Genomic DNA, 16,593 nt, shown 5'->3' on the forward strand with positions numbered 1-16,593 from the left:
GACTCGATATCGTTGTCCGCGCAACTTTCTGGAGTGCAGCCCCATGAAGCCGCCGACCGATCGCCTGCACGCCTACCTGTTCGTCGCTTCGCTTTCGGCGATCCTCATTCAGGTCGCCGTGTTCATTTCCATTCTTCTGCTGCACGTGCCGGAACGCGCCTTCGAATCGTCGCCGTTTCGCGTGGCCGTGGTCGCCGCAATCGGCTGCGTGCTGCTCGTCGTGCGCAGGCAGGCGCGGCGCGCCACGCGCGAGGTCGAGTCCCGCAACCGCAGTCAGGCGAAGCGGCGTGCCACGCGCGCAGCGTGCGCCTCGAAGCGCGCGGCCCGCGCGCCGCTGCGGGCGCGCCATCTCCGCAATGCCATGACGGCGGCTGCGGCCCGCTCGAGCGCACGTTGAGTCGCGAGGCGCGCGCTCGCCTCAGCCGTCCACCGGCGGGGCGGGCATCTCCAGATTGAGCTGGTAAAACGCGGCGTCGAGCCAGCGTCCGAACTTGAATCCCGCTTCCTTGATCGTGCCCGAGTGCGTGAAGCCCAGCTTGACGTGCAGCGCGATGCTGCCGGCATTGGCGGCGTCGATGCAGCCGACGATCACGTGAATCTGTTCCTCACGGGCGCGGCGGATCAACTCGAGCAGCAGGCGTTCGCCGAGGCCACGGCCGCGCTGGTCGCGGTGCACGTACACGCTGTGCTCGACCGTGTACTTGTTGGCGGGAAACGCGCGAAACGTACCCCAGCTCGCGAAGCCGAGCAGTGTGCCGGCCTCGTCTACGGCGCCCACTACCGGAAAGCCGTTCGCGCGCTTGGTGCCGAACCACGTGACCATGGCCTCGGGCGGACGCGGCTTGTAGTCGTAGAGCGCGGTCGAATTGACGATCGCGTCGTTGAGGATCTCGAGAATCGCCGACGCGTGGTCCGTTTCGTTGCAATCGATGAAGCGCACGCCATCGCTGCGTGAGTTCGAATTCATGGGGAATCCTCTTTAAATGGATAGGGTGGAAGATCGAGGCGAATGACGCGGGTTCAGAGTCCGCTCGCGTCGCAAATCGCGACGACGTAACGCGCGGCCTGCGAACCGGGATTGCTGAAGATGAGCGGCCGATCGAGCCGCATAGCGAGGCAATCGCCCGCATGAAGCGCATGGCGTTCGGTGCCCAGTTCCACGTCGATCCGTCCTTCCATCACCCAGACTTGCTGGTGAATCACAGTCTCGCGGCTGCCCGTTTCGTAGGCTACGCGCGCGCCGGCCGGGAAATCCACTTCGACCAGCTGGATCGGCGAAGGCCAGTTGGGCGGCGACACGCTCCGGCGCGTATAGCCCGATTGCGGGTCGCGCCACTGTGCCTGCTGCGCGCGGCGTACCAGCGGCTCGGCGGGCGCGCTCTCGCCGCTGGCGCCGAACAGGCTCGCCATCGAGACCGACAGCCCCGCCGCGAGCTTTTCGAGCACTACGGCCGTGGGGCTGGCGGCGCCGCGCTCGATCATCGAGATCATCGAACGGCTCACGCCGCTGCGCGTCGCCAGCGCGTCGAGCGTGAGGCCGCGCGTGGCGCGCAGGTCGCGCACGCAGCGGGCAATGCGCTCGTTGATGCCGGCGTCGGTCGGGGTATCCATTGGGTTCGTTTCCAAGATGATGGAGATATTATCCAGTAAATTGGAAATTGCGGTCAATAAAAAAGCGCGCGGCCCAGTATCGGGGCCGCACGCTCAGTAAGGTTACGGCTTTTCCGGCAGGAACCAGTTCATCACGAGCGCGCAAATGCCGCCCGTTGCGACGCCCGACTCCAGCACGTTCTTGAGCGCATGCGGGAGGCTGGTCAGAATCTCCGGCACCTGCGAGACGCCCAGGCCCAGTGCCAGCGACACGGCGATGATGAGCAGCGCGCGGCGGTCGAGGCGCGTGCCCGCGAGAATGTTGATGCCCGAAGCGGCCACCGCGCCGAACATCACCATGGCTGCGCCGCCCAGCACGGGTTCGGGTACGGCCTGCAGCACGCCGGCCACGGGCGGGAAGAGGCCCAGCACGACGAGCATGCCCGCGATCCAGAGGCCAACGTGGCGGCTGGCAATGCCGGTGAGCTGGATGACGCCGTTGTTCTGCGCGAACACGGAGCTGGGAAACGTGTTGAAGAAGCCCGCGAGCAGCGAGTTGAAGCCGTTCACGAGCACGCCGCCCTTGATGCGCCGCATCCACACCGGGCCTTCCACCGGCTCCTTCGACACCTTGCTGGTGGCGGTGACGTCGCCGATCGCTTCGAGCGAGGTCACGAGGTAGATGATCAGCATCGGCACGAAGAGCGACCACGAGCAGCCCAGGCCGAAATGCAGGGGGGTCGGAATCTGGAACAGCGCGGCTTCGCGCGCGCCGGTGAAGTCGAGCCGACCCATTGCGCCCGCAACGATATAGCCGATGGCGAGTGCGATGACGAGCGCCGTGCTGCGCACCCAAACGACGGGCACGCGGTTGAGCACGATGATGGTGCCGAGCACGAGGCCCGAGAGCGTGAGGTTCTGGACGCTCGCGAAGTTGCCTTTGGCGATGGCGCCATAGCCGCCGCCCATGCTGATGAGGCCGACCTTGATGAGCGTGAGGCCGATCAGCAGCACGACGATGCCGGTGACGAGCGGGGTGATGAGCCGCTTGATGAAGGGCAGGATGCGCGACACGGCCATTTCGACGAACGAGCCCGCAATGACGACGCCGAAGATGGCGGCCATCACGGTTTCGACGGGCGTGCCCTGCTTGACCATCAGGCTCCCGCCCGCGATGAGCGGGCCGACGAAGTTGAAGCTCGTGCCCTGCACGATGAGCAGGCCTGCGCCGAGCGGCCCGACGCGCTTGCATTGCAGGAAGGTGGCGATGCCGGAGATCACCAGCGACATCGAGACGATCAGCGTGGTGTCGCGGCTGGAGACGCCCAGCGCCTGGCAGATCAGGAGCCCTGGCGTCACGATCGGCACGAGGATCGCGAGCAGATGCTGGAGCGCGGCCACGAAGGCGATGGTGGGCGCGGGGCGGTCGTTGGGGCCGTAGACGAGGTCGTGGGTGAGTTCGGTGTCGTTCGCTTCGCGGGCAGCGGCGGGCGAGGTCGATGGAGCGGAGTGCATCGGGCGCGGCGGGGGAATAGAGAAAGCGCAGCATTTTAACGGAAGCTTCGGGGCAACCCTGGGCGCGCCTGCTTCAGGGCGCGCCCGCGTCCCGCTACTTGCCGTTGCGCGCCCGCGCCTGCTCGGCGAGCGCCTTGTAGTCGTAGGTCGGATAAAACTCCGTGTGATAGCCGCCCCATGCGGTTTCCTCGATCGCGCGGTTCACCTCGCGCAGCCGGTCGGCCGGCACCCGCAGCGTCACGACCTGGCCGATCCCCATCATCACGTACCACGAGACCACTTCGATGCCGGGCGGCGGAAAGGCCTTGTAGAAGCCCTGTTCCGCGAGTTGCTGATTGATCTTCGGCAGCGGCTTCGACTCGTCGTGCTTCAGGAAGATCGTCAGGAGGAAGGTGCCGTCGCCGGCTGGCGTGGCGGAGGCGGCGGGCGCAGCCGGAGGCGTCGCGCCGGGGTTCGTTTGCGCGGCGGCGGGAAGCGGGTTCAGCAGCGGGGCCCACAGCGGGGCCAGCATGGCGGCGACGGCGGCGCCTGCTATCCATTTGCGTACGGCATGCATCGGCTTTCTCCTGATTCGGGTGGGCAAGCCCTTACAATAGGTCGGTCCTCACTTGCATGCCAAACGAGCCAATGACACGAGATCCTCGCCTCACCCTGAACGCGCGCCAGCAGGCAATGCTCGAATGGGTGCAACGCGACGGCTTCGTCACGGTCGACGATCTCGCCTCGCATTTCGACGTCACGCCGCAAACCATTCGCCGCGACGTGAACTGGCTCGCCGACATGAATCTGCTGCGCCGCTATCACGGCGGCGCGAGCTTGCCCACGAGTGCGGAGAACGTCTCGTACAGTGCACGGCAGCACATGTTCCACGAGGAGAAGCGCCGCATCGCGGCCCTGGCGGCCCAGCACATTCCCGATCAGGCCTCGCTCTTCATCAACCTCGGCACCACGACCGAGGAAGTCGCGCGCGCGCTCAATCATCATCAGGGACTGCGCGTTGTCACGAACAACCTCAACGTGGCGAGCGTGATGAGCGGCTATCCCGACTGCGAAGTGATGATCACGGGCGGCGTCGTGCGACCCTGGGACAAAGGCATCGTCGGCGAGCACACCATCGACTTCATCCGCCAGTTCAAGGTGGATTACGCGATCATCGGCACCTCGGCCATCGAGACCGACGGCACGCTGCGCGACTTCGACACGCGCGAAGTCCGCGTGGCGCAGGCCATCATCGAGCATGCGCGCACGGTCTACCTCGTGGCCGACCATTCGAAGGTCGGCCGCCCGGCGCTCGTGCGCCAGGGGCACCTGAGCCAGATTCACGCGCTCTTCACCGACCAGCCGCTGCCCGAGGAAATGAACGAGGCGGTGCTCGCCGCAGGGACGCAGGTTCACGTCGCCGCATAAGCCGCGGGGTTTTCGTACGCGCTTTTCCGGACGCGTCGTCTGCGCCTTTTCTCCATTTCCGATCTGCCATCCAACGCGCTTCGCGAGCGGGCGGGGTGCTGCCCATCGGGCGCGCAAGGCCCCGTTTTCATTCGCGCCTGACGAACGTTCGATAATGTCCGATGTATGTTCGTTTACGCACTGCTTTCGGTCAAAAGCCCGAAAATCGAACCTTTACTTTTTCGTTAATGTTCGATAAATTTCGAATTCGAACATTTCGAGGTTCGTTTTTCTTTCAGGGACACAGCAGGGTGACTCAACAGAACCGGTACGATCTGCTCGTCGTGGGCGGCGGGATCAACGGCGCGGGCATCGCGCGCGACGCGGCCGGCCGCGGGTTGTCGGTGCTCCTTTGCGAGCAGGACGATCTCGCCTCCCATACCTCGTCGTGCAGCACCAAGCTGATTCACGGCGGGCTGCGCTATCTCGAGTACAAGGAATTCGGGCTCGTGCGCAAGGCGCTGCAGGAGCGCGAAACGCTGCTGCGCGCGGCGCCCCACATCATGTGGCCGCTGCGTTTCGTTATGCCGCACATGCCGAATCTGCGTCCCGCCTGGCTCATTCGCATGGGCCTCTTTCTCTACGACCATCTTGCGAAGCGCGAATTGCTGCCGGGTTCGCGCGGCATCGACATGCGCCGCCATGCGGCCGGTGAGCCGCTCATCGACTCGATCCAGCGCGGCTTCGTGTATTCGGACGGCTGGGTCGACGACGCGCGCCTCGTCGTGCTCAACGCGCTCGACGCGCAGGAGCGCGGCGCGAAAATCCTCACGCGCACGAAGCTCGTTTCCGCCGTGCGCACGAACGCCACGAACGGCGCGCAAAGCGAATGGCAGGCGCTCCTGCGCCGCCCGGACGGCAGCACCTTCGACGTGCGCGCCCGCGCCATCGCCAACGCGGCCGGGCCGTGGGTGGGCGAGGTGCTGCATGGCGCGCTCGGGCGCGGTGCGCAGCACAGCGTGCGGCTCGTGAAGGGCAGCCATATCGTCACGAAGCGCCTGTTCGAGCACGACCACGCGTACATCTTCCAGAACCCGGACAAGCGCATCATCTTCGCGATTCCGTATGAGCACGACTTCACGCTCATCGGCACGACCGACGTGGAGTATCACAACGACCCCGCGAAGGTCTCGATCGATGGCGACGAAACGCGCTACCTGTGCGAGTCGATCAACCGCTATTTCAAGCGCAAGATCTCGCCGGCCGACGTGCAATGGACCTACTCGGGCGTGCGACCGCTGCTCGAGGAAGAGGGCGCGGAGAATGCGTCCGCCGTCACGCGCGACTACAAGCTCGAACTCGACGAAACCGCTGGCGCGCCGCTGCTTTCGGTGTTCGGCGGCAAGATCACGACCTTCCGCAAGCTCGCGGAAGAAGCTTCGGACATGCTGTGCCGCGTGCTCGGCCACGCCGCGCCTTCGTGGACGGCCGGCGCGCCGCTGCCCGGCGGCGATATCGCGAACGCACGTTTCGAGCCCTTTGCGCAGGACTTCGCGAGACGCCATGCGTGGCTGCCTGCACCGCTTGCGCGCCGCTACGCACGCGCATACGGCACGCGCGCCGAGCGGCTGCTCGACAACGCGCAATCGCTCGCGGGCCTCGGCTGCGAAGTCGCGCCGGGCATCTTCGAGGCCGAATTGCGCTACCTGCGCAACGCCGAATGGGCCACGCGCGCCGAAGACGTGTTGTGGCGCCGCTCGAAGCTGGGCCTGCATGTCGCGCCGGGCACGCTCAACGGCGTGGCCGCCGCAATCGATCACTGGTTTGCCGCAACAAGCGCGACGGCGACCGCGCAGCACTGAAGTTCGCCGGCATCACGCAAGGTAGGTCACGTACCCCCCACGCACTGTCCCCGCGGTGCGTCATCACAACTAGTACAGACGGAGATGAGAGACATGCAGGAACAGTACATTCTTGCGCTCGACCAGGGCACCACGAGTTCGCGCGCCATGCTTTTCGACCGCCAGGGCAACATCGTTTCGGTTGCCCAGAAAGAGTTCGAACAGATTTATCCGCAACCGGGCTGGGTCGAGCACGATCCGCAGGAAATCTGGTCGACCCAGGCTGGCGTCGCTGCCGAGGCCGTGACGCGCGCCGGCATGAACGGCACCAACATCGCCGCGATCGGCATTACGAACCAGCGCGAGACGACGATCGTCTGGGATCGGGAGACGGGCCATCCCGTCTATAACGCCATCGTTTGGCAGGACCGCCGCACGGCCGACTTCTGCGACTCGCTGAAGGCGCGCGGCCTCGAAGAGAAAGTGCGCGCGAAAACGGGTCTGCCGATCGATTCGTATTTCTCGGCAACCAAGATTCGCTGGATTCTCGACAACGTGCCCGGCGCACGCGAAAAAGCGCGTCAAGGCAAGCTCGCGTTCGGCACTGTGGACAGCTGGCTCGTGTGGAACTTCACGAAGCACGAACTGCACGTGACCGACGTGACGAATGCGTCGCGCACCATGCTCTTCAATATTCACACGCGCCAATGGGACGACGAGCTGCTCGACGCGCTCGAAATTCCACGCAGCATGCTGCCGGAAGTCCGTTCGTCATCCGAAGTGTATGGTCCGACCAAGACCACGGTGTTCGCCTCGAAGATTCCGCTGGCCGGCATCGCGGGCGACCAGCAGGCCGCGATGTTCGGCCAGATGTGCACGAGCACGGGCATGGTGAAGAACACCTACGGCACGGGCTGCTTCCTGATGATGAACACGGGCACGAAGCCCATCGAGTCGAAGAACAACCTCGTTACGACGATCGCGTGGCAGATCGGCGACGAAGTCAACTATGCGCTCGAAGGCAGCATCTTCATCGCGGGCGCGGTGGTGCAGTGGCTGCGCGACGGTATGGGCATCATCAAGAGCGCGCCGGAAATCGAAGCGCTCGCCGCAAGCGTGCCGCATACGGACGGCGTGTACCTCGTGCCGGCGTTCGCGGGCCTCGGCGCACCGCACTGGAACGCGCACGCACGCGGCACGCTGTTCGGCGTGACGCGCGGCACGACCTCGGCGCATCTCGCGCGCGCGGCGCTCGATTCGATCGCGTACCAGTCGCTCGACGTGCTGGCGGCCATGGAAGCGGATTCGGGCATCAGCGTGGGCGAGCTGCGCGTGGACGGCGGCGCGAGCGCGAACAACCTGCTCATGCAGTTCCAGGCGGATCTGCTCGGCGTGGATGCTGTGCGCCCGAAGATCACCGAAACCACGGCGCTCGGCGCGGCCTACCTTGCAGGCCTCGCAACCGGCTACTGGCAGAACGTGGGCGAACTGCAGAGCCAGTGGAAGCTCGACCGCCGTTTCGCGCCGTCGATGCAGGGCGCGCAGGTCGACGCCTGTCGCGCAGGCTGGCAGCGTGCGGTGCGCGCGGCCAAGGCCTGGGCGGACGACTCGCACTGAGCCGCGAGTCAGCTTTACAACATACAAGCATAACTAATTAACATAACCCGCAGCGGGATCGCATGCGCTTCGTGCGCATGCACCGCGCGGGCAGAGAGAGACTACGACAATCATGTCACCCTATATTGCGGAATTCATCGGCACGGCCATTCTCGTGCTGCTCGGTAACGGCGCCGTTGCGAACGTGCTGCTGGCAAAAACGAAGGGCAAGGGCGCCGACCTCATCGTCATCGTGATGGGCTGGGCCATGGCCGTGTTCGTGGCGGTCTACGTGACTGCCTCCTTCAGCGGCGCGCACCTCAACCCGATCGTCACGATCAGCCTGGCGCTCGCGGGCAAGTTCGCGTGGTCGAAGGTCGGCGGTTATATCGCGGCGCAGATGCTCGGCGGCATGGCGGGCGCGCTGCTCGTATGGCTTGCCTATCGACAGCACTTCGCGAACGAAGCCGATCCGGATATCAAGCTCGCGGTGTTTTGCACGGCGCCCGCTATTCGCAGCAAGCGGCACAACGTGTTGACGGAAGCGATCTGCACCTTCGTGCTGATCCTCGGCGTGCTCTATCTGGCCTCGCCGCAGGTGGGACTCGGCGCACTCGACGCGCTGCCCGTCGGCCTGCTCGTGCTCGGCATCGGCATTTCGCTCGGCGGCCCGACCGGCTACGCGATGAGCCCGGCGCGCGATCTCTCGCCGCGCATCATGCACGCGCTGCTGCCGATTCCGGGCAAGCGCGACAGCGACTGGCGCTATGCGTGGATTCCGGTGTTCGGGCCGCTTGCCGGCGGTGCCGCGGCGGCCGGTCTCTATCACTACCTGCACGCGATGCACTGACCATGCTGTGACTCATGCCGCGCCTGCGAGCCAGGCGCGTTGCAGTGCACAAAGCCCGCGTACGCCACGGCGTTCGCGGGCTTCTGTTTTTCTGCGTACCCACGACACATAAGGCGACAAAGGGCGCGATCCGCTTTCGCTATCGCCTCATGCGGCTTTCGGATTGTTCGGCTATCGCGGCACCCCTATATTGGCTGTCAACGATCCATTCCAATATCAGGAGACGCCGCATGAAGCTGGTCCGCTGGGGCAGTAAGGGGGCTGAAAAGCCGGGTGTGATCGATAACGAGGGGCGCGTGCGCGATCTCTCCGGCGTCACGCTGGACGTCGCCGGTAACGGCCTCGGCGCGACCGCGCTGCGCCAGCTCGCCGGACACGATCTCGCCGCCTTGCCGCTCGTCCCCGCCGACACCCGCCTGGGTCCGTGCGTGGGTAGCGTCGGCAAGATTGTCTGCGTGGGCCTCAATTATTCCGACCACGCCGCCGAATCCAATATGCCCGTCCCCACAGAGCCCGTGCTCTTCCTCAAGGCAACGAGTTCGATCACCGGTCCCAACGACGACGTGCTGATTCCCCCGGACGCGAAGAAGGTCGACTGGGAAGTCGAGCTGGGTGTGGTGATCGGCGAAGCAGCGCGCGATGTACCGCGCGAGCGCGCGCTCGATTATGTGGCCGGTTATTGCGTGGTCAACGATGTTTCCGAGCGCGCATGGCAGATCGAGCGCGGCGGCCAGTGGGACAAGGGCAAGGGCTACGACACCTTCGCGCCGCTCGGCCCCTGGCTCGTCACGCGCGACGAGATCGCCGACCCGCAGGCGCTCGACATGTGGCTCGAAGTCGACGGCAAGCGTTACCAGAACGGCAACACGCGCACGATGATCTTCGACGTGGCCACGCTCGTTTCCTATATCAGCCAGTTCATGAGCCTGCAGCCCGGCGACGTGATCTCGACCGGCACGCCGCCTGGCGTCGGCATGGGGCAGAAGCCGGAACCCATCTATTTGCGCGCGGGACAGACCATGCGGCTGGGCGTGAGCGGCCTGGGCGAACAACAGCAACGCCTCGTGGCGGAACAAGGAGAGCAGGTGCAATGAATCAACTGGATCTGAACAATCGCGTGATGGTCGTGACGGGCGGCGCGCGCGGTCTGGGTTATGCCGTGGCGCAGCGGGCATTGCGTTCGGGCGCGTCGGTCGCGCTCTGGGACATCGACGCGGAACGGCTCGAACGCGCGCGCGCCGAGTTGTCGGAGCTGGGCAAGGTTTCGGTGGTGACGGTCGAACTGACCGACGAAGCCTCGGTCGAGGCAGCCGCACAGCAAACCGTGAAAACGCACGGCGCGATTCATGCGCTCGTGAACAGCGCGGGTATTACGGGCGGCAATGGTCTCACGTGGGAACTACCCGTCGACGTGTGGCGCCGCGTGATCGAAGTGAACCTGATCGGCAGCTACCTGACCTGCCGCGCCGTGGTGCCGCGCATGATCGAGCAGGGCTATGGGCGCATCGTCAATATCGCCTCCGTGGCCGGCAAGGAAGGCAATCCGAATGCTTCGCACTACAGCGCATCGAAGGCCGGGCTCATCGGACTGACCAAGTCGCTCGGCAAGGAGCTGGCCACGAAGGGCGTGCTCGTCAATGCCGTGACGCCGGCGGCGGCCAAAACCGAGATTTTCGATTCGATGTCGCAGCAGCATATCGACTACATGCTCGCGAAGATCCCGATGAACCGCTTCCTCATGCCGGACGAAGCGGCTTCGATGATCGTCTGGCTCACGACGGAAGACTGCGCGTTCAGTACCGGCTCGGTATTCGATCTTTCGGGCGGGCGCGCGACATACTGAGGCGGGAAGCAGGACCCGCGCGTATCGGCCGGACAACGCGCGGGATCACGATAACGGCGCGGTGGTAACAGGAGAGCGCCGACAGGAGACATCGATGTCGATCGAGGCACCTACCTTGGCACCTACGCTGGCGGAAGCCGCGGGCCGCAAGGCCATGCGCCGCCTTTTGCCCTTCCTGCTCTTGATGTACGTGCTCGCGTTTCTCGACCGCGCGAACATCGGCTTCGCGCAAAAGGCGCTGTTGCACGATACGGGCCTTTCGGACGCGGCATTCGCTTTCGGCGCGGGCGTGTTCTTCGTCGGCTACGCACTCTTCGAAGTGCCGAGCAATCTCGCGCTGCACCGTGTGGGCGCGCGGATCTGGATGTGCCGCATCATGGTCACGTGGGGCATGATTTCCGCGGCGATGGCGTGGGTGCAGGCGCCGACTTCGTTCTATGTGCTGCGATTCCTGCTGGGCGTGGCCGAAGCGGGTTTCTTCCCCGGCATCATCTATTACCTCACGCAGTGGTTTCCGCAGTCCTCGCGGGCGCGCGCCATCGGCGTGTTTTATTTCGGCGCGCCGCTGGCCTTCATCTTCGGCGGCCCGTTGTCAGGACTCCTGCTCGAGATGCACGGCACCTTCGGGCTCGCAGGCTGGAAGTGGCTCTTTCTCGTGGAAGGCGGGCTGGCCTCGGCCGTTGGCGTGTGGGCCTTCTGGTATCTCGTCGACAAGCCCGGGGACGCGCGCTGGCTCTCCCCCGACGAGCGCCGCGCGCTCACGAGCGCGATCCAGCTCGACGCGCGCGAAGCCGCCGCGCACGGCCCGCGCGATGCGCTCGCCGCGCTGTTCGACCGCCGCGTGCTCGCCTATGCCGGCATCTATGCGCTGATCCAGATGAGCGTGTACGGCGTGATCTTTTTTCTGCCGCAACAGGTGGCCTCGCTCGTGGGCGCCTCCGTGGGCCTCGAGGTAGGCCTGCTCGCGGCCGTGCCCTGGCTGTGCGCCGTGGCGCTCACGTGGATCGTGCCGCGCCGCGTGGACCGCCTCGGAGGGCATCGCGCTTGGGCCGCGCGCCTGCTCGTGATGTCGGGCATCGGCATCGCCGTCTCGGGCCTGGCGGCAGGCCTTGGCGGCACCGCGGGCGCGATCGTCGCGATGCTCGGCCTGTGCTGCGCGGCGAGCGGCTTCATCGCGGCGCAGCCGCTCTTCTGGACCTTCCCGGCGCGCGATCTCGCGGGCGCGGCCTCGGCCAGCGGCATCGCGCTCATCAATTCGCTCGGCGGCCTGGGCGGCTTCATCGCGCCGATGCTGCGCGCCGCCGCCGACCGAAACTTTGCTTCCCACGCGGCGGGCCTCGAACTGCTCGGGCTCGCAAGCATTGCCGCCGCGCTGCTCATTCTTGTCGTCGCGCCGCGCGCCGTTGCGCCGGCGGCTCGCTCATTCGAGCCGCCCGTGCGGCGCGCGCGCTAATCCTTTACCCAGGAGCTACGTAACATGGCCATGCCAACCATCAAACACGTGCGAGCCTTCACCGTGCGCGGCGGCGGCGCCGACTATCACGATCAACCCGACGGCCACTGGATCGACGACCATATTTCCACGCCGATGGCGCGCTATCCCGAGTATCGTCAGAGCCGCCGCTCGTTCGGCATCGACGTGCTCGGCACGCTCGTCGTGGAGGTGGAGGCGAGCGACGGCACTGTGGGATTTGCCGTGACCACGGGCGGCGAGATCGGCGCATTCATCGTCGAGAAGCATCTCGCGCGTTTTCTTGAAGGGCAGCGCGTGACCGACATCGAGAAGATGTGGGATCAGATGTACTACGCCACGCTCTACTACGGCCGCAAGGGTGTCGTGCTCAACACCATCTCGGGCGTCGATCTCGCACTGTGGGACCTGCTCGGGCAGATCCGCAAGGAACCCGTGTATCAGTTGCTCGGCGGCCCCGTGCGCGACGAGCTGATGTTCTACGCCACCGGCGCGCGCCCCGATCTCGCAAAGGAAATGGGCTTCATCGGCGGCAAGCTGCCGCTGCTGCACGGTCCGGCCGAAGGCGAGGAGGGCCTCAGAAAGAACCTCGAACTGCTCGCCACCATGCGCGAGCGCGTGGGCGACGACTTCTGGCTCATGTACGACTGCTGGATGAGCCTCGACGTGCGCTATGCCACGCGCCTCGCCCAGGCCGCCAAAGAGTACGACCTCAAGTGGATCGAGGAATGCCTGCCGCCCGACGACTACTGGGGCTATGCCGAACTGCGCCGCAATGTGCCGCGCGGCATGATGGTTTCCACCGGCGAGCACGAAGCCACGCGCTGGGGCTTTCGCATGCTGCTGGAAATGGGCTGCTGCGACCTGATCCAGCCCGACGTGAACTGGTGCGGCGGCATGACCGAACTCATCAAGATCTCGGCGCTCGCCGACGCGCACAACGTGCTGGTCGTACCGCACGGCTCCTCGGTGTACAGCTATCACTTCGTCGTGACGCGCCAAAACTCGCCGTTCGCGGAATTCCTCATGATGGCGCCGAAGGCCGACAAGGTGGTGCCGATGTTCACACCGCTGCTGCTCGACGAACCGGTGCCGGTGCAAGGACGGCTCAAGGTGCCGGATGCGCCGGGCTTCGGTGTGCGGCTCAATCCGGACTGCAAACTTTCCCGGCCATACACGCACTGAGCGCGCCGAACGCGCACCAGGCGAGTCTCATCACAAGCTACGAGGAGAAACACGTGCTGCTCAAGGACAAGGTGGTGATCGTCACCGGCGGTTCGCGCGGCATTGGCCGCGCCATTGCGATTGCGAGCGCCCGCGAGGGCGCCGATGTCGCGATCAACTACTGGGGTGACAACGACGCCTCGTACGGCCGCCGCTCGGCGATCGACGAGGTGCTGGGCGAGATCGAGCGGCTAGGACGCCGCGCGCTCGCGCTGGAAGGCAACGTGGCCGCGCCGCAAACGGGCGTGGATCTCGTGCGCCAGACGGTGGAGCGCTTCGGCAAGGTCGATGTGCTCGCCAGCAATGCGGGCATCTGCCCGTTCCACTCGTTTCTCGACATGCCGCCCGCCGTGCTCGAACGCACGATAGGCGTGAACCTGAACGGCGCGTTCTACGTGACCCAGGCGGTCGCGCGGCAAATGAAGGAGCAGGGCACGGGCGGCGCGATCGTGGCGACGAGTTCGATCAGCGCGCTCGTGGGCGGCGGCATGCAGACGCACTACACGCCGACCAAGGCCGGCGTGCATTCGCTCATGCAGTCGTGTGCGATCGCGCTCGGGCCCTATGGCATACGCTGCAATTCGGTGATGCCGGGCACCATCGCCACCGACCTGAACGCCGAAGACCTGAGCGACGAAGGCAAGCGTGCGTACTTCGAAAAGCGCATTCCGCTCGGGCGGCTGGGCGCGCCCGAGGACGTGGCCGAATGCGTGGTGTTTCTCGCCTCGGACCGCGCGCGCTATGTGACGGGCGCCGCGCTGCTCGTGGACGGCGGGCTATTCGTGAATCTGCAGTGAGCCCTGGGCCCACACGTATCAATGAGGAGCGAGCACGACCGCGTGCGAACCATCGTGAGCGATATCGTCCATCTTGAAGGGCTGCGAAAAGCGCCGCAGCAAGCCGACGAAATGCTCGGCGGGCTCGGCGAGCGGCTCGTTCTTGCGCGTGAGCACGCCGTAGCCCGGCAGGCTCTTGCCGATTTCGAGCGGCAGCACGACGAGCAGCTTGCCGCGTACATGGTCGCGCACGACCGGCTCGGGCAGCATGGCCACGGCGTCGAAACTTTCGAGCAGTTGCAGCGTGGCGAAGATCGAGGCCGACTCGGTGAGATTGGCGGGCGTGCCGAGACCGGCGCGCGCGAGTTCGCCTTCGAACAATTCACGCGCGGGACTCGTGATGGGCTGCGCAACCCACGGCCAGTCCATCAGTTCCGCGAGCGTGACCTGTTCGCGCCGCGCAAGCGGATGGCGCGCGCGCACCACGAGCACGAGCGTTTCCCGCGCGATCGGTTCGAAGCTGAAATCGTTGTGCTGCAGCGGCGTGGTGAGGCGCCCGAGCGCGAGATCGACTTCGCGGCGATGCAGCAGCTGCACGACCTGGTCGCTCGTTTCGCCGAGGATGCGCACGTGCAGCAGCGGCCGTTCGGTCTTGAGCGTGGCGACGGCTTGCGCGAGCAGGTCGGGCGCGGCGCCCATGATCGCGCCCACGGTGAGCTGGCCGTGCCCGCCGCGGCGCTTCACGTCGAGGTCTTCGGCAAAGCGCGTGAGTTCGGCAAGCGCGCGGCGCGCGTAGGCGAGCGTGACGACGCCGAGCGCGGTGGGCTGCATGCCGCGGGCGTTGCGCTCGAAGAGCCGGAAGCCGAACGCTTCCTCGATGTCGCTCAGCATGCGGCTCGCGCTGGGCTGCGCCACGTTGATGGCATCGGCGGCCTGATGCACGTTGCGCGCGTCGTCGAGCGCGACGAGCAGGGCAAGGTGCTTGAATCTGAGCCGGTTGACGAGTGCGACAACGGAAGTGTGATGGTTCATGGAGCGATCCGGTTTGTGCATCGCCCGATCCCAACATCGGATTGGTTGGCTATCGATGCGGGAATTATAGTCGGATCACAACGCAGCTAACCACGTAAAAACGCGTGCGACCGCGCACTGCGAAGCCAGGGCAAACACCGAGTCGACGCGTGCCCCTGCTTCGCATGAGCGGTACAAGCGCACGACGTATCAAGGCTGGACGGAGACACGATCATGGAGACAATTGCGTTTCGCATGCAGCTCGATCCCGGCAAGCGGGACGAATACGAGCGGCGTCACCGCGAAATCTGGCCCGAACTGGCGAGCGCGCTGCGCGATGCGGGCGTAAAAATTTACCGCATCTTTCTCGACGAAGCGACGCACCATCTCTTTGCCGTGCTCGAGCGCCGCGACGATCACACCATGGACGCGCTGCCCGAGCTGCCCGTCATGCGCAAATGGTGGGATTACATGGCCGACATCATGCAGACGGATGCCAACAACGTGCCGCTGCAACAGCCGCTCGTGCAGGTCTTTCATTTGCCTTGAGCACACGCGAGGAACATGCCATGCAGGTCGTCGATCCGCACGTCCACTTCTGGAACCTCGATACGCATCATTACCCGTGGCTCGCGAATCCGGGCACGTCGTTCGTCTGTGATGCGCGCGAACTCAAGCACAACTATCTGCCCGCCGACTTGTTGCGCGAGGCCGGCGACATCGACGTGCAAAAGGTCGTGCATGTCGAAGCGAATCACGACCCGGACGATCCGGTGGAAGAAACGCGCTGGCTGGAAGGGCTCGCGGATATTGCCAAGAATGCGGGGGAGCCACGTGCGTTGCCCGACGCAATCGTCGCGGCCTGCGATCTCAGTTCTCCCAATGCGCCCGCGCTGCTCGAGGCGCACGCGGCGTTTGCGCGTACGCGCGGCATTCGCCAGATTCTCAACGTTCACGAGAACCAGCTCTACGACTACGTGGGGCGGCATTACATGCGCGAGGCGGCGTGGCGCGAGAACTTCGCGCTGCTGGAGAAGCACGGTCTGTCGTTCGATCTGCAGCTTTATCCCTCGCAGATGGAGGAAGCCGCCGCGCTCGCGCGTGCGCATCCCGGCATTCAGCTCGTGATCAACCACGCGGGCATGTTCGTCGACCGCAACAGCGTGGCGGGCTTCCGCGCGTGGCGCGACGGCCTGCGCCTGCTTGCGGCATGCGCGAACGTGGCCGTGAAGATCAGCGGACTGGCGATGTTCGACCATGCATGGAGCGTCGAAAGCCTGCGGCCTTATGTACTGGAAACGATCGACGCGTTCGGCGCGGATCGCGCGATGTTCGCCTCGAACTTTCCGGTCGACCGCCTGTTCGGCGGCTATTCGAAGCTTTGGCATGCGTATGCGTCGATCGTGAGCGGCGCCAGCGAGAGCGAACACACGGCGCTGTTTCGCGGCAACGCGGAACGTATCTACCGTATTTGAGTGTACGCGCAACGA

The 16,593-nt window shown here is 65.5% G+C and carries 17 protein-coding genes; 12 read left to right on the forward strand and 5 right to left on the reverse strand.

Translation table 11 applies throughout. From position 1 onward, the window contains the following. Window positions 1–43 precede the first annotated feature (43 nt). A complete protein-coding gene (locus ACOJB8_RS19465) occupies window positions 44–397 on the forward strand; it encodes a hypothetical protein (RefSeq protein ID WP_342947107.1) in 354 nt (117 codons plus the stop codon). 21 nt (window positions 398–418) lie between these two features. Here ACOJB8_RS19465 and ACOJB8_RS19470 read toward each other — a convergent pair whose 3' ends face one another. From ACOJB8_RS19470 to ACOJB8_RS19485, 4 genes are all read right to left on the reverse strand, one after another. Then, window positions 419–967: a GNAT family N-acetyltransferase gene (locus ACOJB8_RS19470; protein ID WP_069266115.1), complete on the reverse strand. Its 549-nt coding sequence runs from the start codon at window positions 965–967 to the stop codon at window positions 419–421. A gap of 53 nt (window positions 968–1,020) precedes the next feature. Next, window positions 1,021–1,611: a helix-turn-helix domain-containing protein gene (locus ACOJB8_RS19475; RefSeq protein ID WP_342947108.1), complete on the reverse strand. Its 591-nt coding sequence runs from the start codon at window positions 1,609–1,611 to the stop codon at window positions 1,021–1,023. Between the two features lie 102 nt (window positions 1,612–1,713). Continuing rightward, window positions 1,714–3,105 carry a uracil-xanthine permease family protein gene (locus ACOJB8_RS19480; RefSeq protein ID WP_342947109.1) on the reverse strand — a complete coding sequence of 464 codons (1,392 nt, stop codon included), beginning with the start codon at window positions 3,103–3,105 and terminating at the stop codon, window positions 1,714–1,716. Window positions 3,106–3,199: 94 nt separating this feature from the next. Next, window positions 3,200–3,661, reverse strand: a complete 462-nt coding sequence (locus tag ACOJB8_RS19485) for a hypothetical protein (RefSeq protein WP_342947110.1) — start codon at window positions 3,659–3,661, stop codon at window positions 3,200–3,202. 71 nt (window positions 3,662–3,732) lie between these two features. Here ACOJB8_RS19485 and ACOJB8_RS19490 point away from each other — a divergent pair, with 71 nt between their 5' ends. The 9 genes from ACOJB8_RS19490 (at window position 3,733) to ACOJB8_RS19530 (ending at window position 14,113) form a co-directional block, all read left to right on the forward strand. Continuing rightward, window positions 3,733–4,512, forward strand: a complete 780-nt coding sequence (locus ACOJB8_RS19490; protein WP_069266111.1) for a DeoR/GlpR family DNA-binding transcription regulator — start codon at window positions 3,733–3,735, stop codon at window positions 4,510–4,512. A gap of 290 nt (window positions 4,513–4,802) precedes the next feature. Continuing rightward, window positions 4,803–6,353, forward strand: coding sequence for a glycerol-3-phosphate dehydrogenase (gene glpD / locus ACOJB8_RS19495; protein WP_475013731.1), 1,551 nt, complete (start codon window positions 4,803–4,805; stop codon window positions 6,351–6,353). 93 nt (window positions 6,354–6,446) lie between these two features. Then, window positions 6,447–7,949 carry a glycerol kinase GlpK gene (glpK, locus tag ACOJB8_RS19500; RefSeq protein WP_342947113.1) on the forward strand — a complete coding sequence of 501 codons (1,503 nt, stop codon included), beginning with the start codon at window positions 6,447–6,449 and terminating at the stop codon, window positions 7,947–7,949. Between the two features lie 112 nt (window positions 7,950–8,061). Next, window positions 8,062–8,778 (forward strand): MIP/aquaporin family protein, encoded by a 717-nt coding sequence (locus ACOJB8_RS19505; RefSeq protein WP_028203061.1) that lies wholly within the window; start codon window positions 8,062–8,064, stop codon window positions 8,776–8,778. Between the two features lie 230 nt (window positions 8,779–9,008). After that, a complete protein-coding gene (locus tag ACOJB8_RS19510; protein ID WP_475013733.1) occupies window positions 9,009–9,872 on the forward strand; it encodes a fumarylacetoacetate hydrolase family protein in 864 nt (287 codons plus the stop codon). Next, entirely contained in the window at window positions 9,869–10,621 is a 753-nt protein-coding gene (locus ACOJB8_RS19515) for an SDR family NAD(P)-dependent oxidoreductase (RefSeq protein WP_069266107.1), read from the forward strand. The genes ACOJB8_RS19510 and ACOJB8_RS19515 overlap by 4 nt, the downstream gene beginning before the upstream one ends. 94 nt (window positions 10,622–10,715) lie before the next feature. Beyond that, window positions 10,716–12,074 carry an MFS transporter gene (locus ACOJB8_RS19520; protein WP_475013736.1) on the forward strand — a complete coding sequence of 453 codons (1,359 nt, stop codon included), beginning with the start codon at window positions 10,716–10,718 and terminating at the stop codon, window positions 12,072–12,074. A 24-nt stretch (window positions 12,075–12,098) separates the two neighbouring features. Then, window positions 12,099–13,277 (forward strand): L-rhamnonate dehydratase, encoded by a 1,179-nt coding sequence (rhmD, locus tag ACOJB8_RS19525; protein ID WP_475013738.1) that lies wholly within the window; start codon window positions 12,099–12,101, stop codon window positions 13,275–13,277. 53 nt (window positions 13,278–13,330) lie between these two features. Continuing rightward, window positions 13,331–14,113 carry an SDR family NAD(P)-dependent oxidoreductase gene (locus tag ACOJB8_RS19530; RefSeq protein WP_368616325.1) on the forward strand — a complete coding sequence of 261 codons (783 nt, stop codon included), beginning with the start codon at window positions 13,331–13,333 and terminating at the stop codon, window positions 14,111–14,113. Between the two features lie 18 nt (window positions 14,114–14,131). Here the strand turns inward: ACOJB8_RS19530 and ACOJB8_RS19535 are convergent, their stop codons facing one another. Next, complete coding sequence (locus ACOJB8_RS19535) at window positions 14,132–15,124, reverse strand: LysR family transcriptional regulator (RefSeq protein WP_069266186.1); 993 nt, start codon at window positions 15,122–15,124, stop codon at window positions 14,132–14,134. A 213-nt stretch (window positions 15,125–15,337) separates the two neighbouring features. On the opposite strand from ACOJB8_RS19535, the gene rhaM reads away from it, so the two are divergent. Both rhaM and ACOJB8_RS19545 read left to right on the forward strand, forming a co-directional pair. Then, a complete protein-coding gene (gene rhaM / locus ACOJB8_RS19540) occupies window positions 15,338–15,652 on the forward strand; it encodes an L-rhamnose mutarotase (RefSeq protein ID WP_475013740.1) in 315 nt (104 codons plus the stop codon). A 20-nt stretch (window positions 15,653–15,672) separates the two neighbouring features. Next, a complete protein-coding gene (locus ACOJB8_RS19545; protein ID WP_475013742.1) occupies window positions 15,673–16,578 on the forward strand; it encodes an amidohydrolase family protein in 906 nt (301 codons plus the stop codon). Window positions 16,579–16,593 lie beyond the last annotated feature (15 nt).

This window comes from Paraburkholderia sp. BR10141 (assembly GCF_056155635.1).

Bases quoted from the DNA above. Each gene is read 5' to 3' on its own strand.
- ACOJB8_RS19465 (WP_342947107.1), top strand. From the start codon at position 44: ATGAAGCCGCCGACCGATCGCCTGCACGCCTACCTGTTCGTCGCTTCG.
- ACOJB8_RS19470 (WP_069266115.1), bottom strand. From the start codon at position 967: ATGAATTCGAACTCACGCAGCGATGGCGTGCGCTTCATCGATTGCAAC.
- ACOJB8_RS19475 (WP_342947108.1), bottom strand. From the start codon at position 1,611: ATGGATACCCCGACCGACGCCGGCATCAACGAGCGCATTGCCCGCTGC.
- ACOJB8_RS19480 (WP_342947109.1), bottom strand. From the start codon at position 3,105: ATGCACTCCGCTCCATCGACCTCGCCCGCCGCTGCCCGCGAAGCGAAC.
- ACOJB8_RS19485 (WP_342947110.1), bottom strand. From the start codon at position 3,661: ATGCATGCCGTACGCAAATGGATAGCAGGCGCCGCCGTCGCCGCCATG.
- ACOJB8_RS19490 (WP_069266111.1), top strand. From the start codon at position 3,733: ATGACACGAGATCCTCGCCTCACCCTGAACGCGCGCCAGCAGGCAATG.
- glpK (WP_342947113.1), top strand. From the start codon at position 6,447: ATGCAGGAACAGTACATTCTTGCGCTCGACCAGGGCACCACGAGTTCG.
- ACOJB8_RS19505 (WP_028203061.1), top strand. From the start codon at position 8,062: ATGTCACCCTATATTGCGGAATTCATCGGCACGGCCATTCTCGTGCTG.
- ACOJB8_RS19510 (WP_475013733.1), top strand. From the start codon at position 9,009: ATGAAGCTGGTCCGCTGGGGCAGTAAGGGGGCTGAAAAGCCGGGTGTG.
- ACOJB8_RS19515 (WP_069266107.1), top strand. From the start codon at position 9,869: ATGAATCAACTGGATCTGAACAATCGCGTGATGGTCGTGACGGGCGGC.
- ACOJB8_RS19520 (WP_475013736.1), top strand. From the start codon at position 10,716: ATGTCGATCGAGGCACCTACCTTGGCACCTACGCTGGCGGAAGCCGCG.
- rhmD (WP_475013738.1), top strand. From the start codon at position 12,099: ATGGCCATGCCAACCATCAAACACGTGCGAGCCTTCACCGTGCGCGGC.
- ACOJB8_RS19535 (WP_069266186.1), bottom strand. From the start codon at position 15,124: ATGAACCATCACACTTCCGTTGTCGCACTCGTCAACCGGCTCAGATTC.
- rhaM (WP_475013740.1), top strand. From the start codon at position 15,338: ATGGAGACAATTGCGTTTCGCATGCAGCTCGATCCCGGCAAGCGGGAC.
- ACOJB8_RS19545 (WP_475013742.1), top strand. From the start codon at position 15,673: ATGCAGGTCGTCGATCCGCACGTCCACTTCTGGAACCTCGATACGCAT.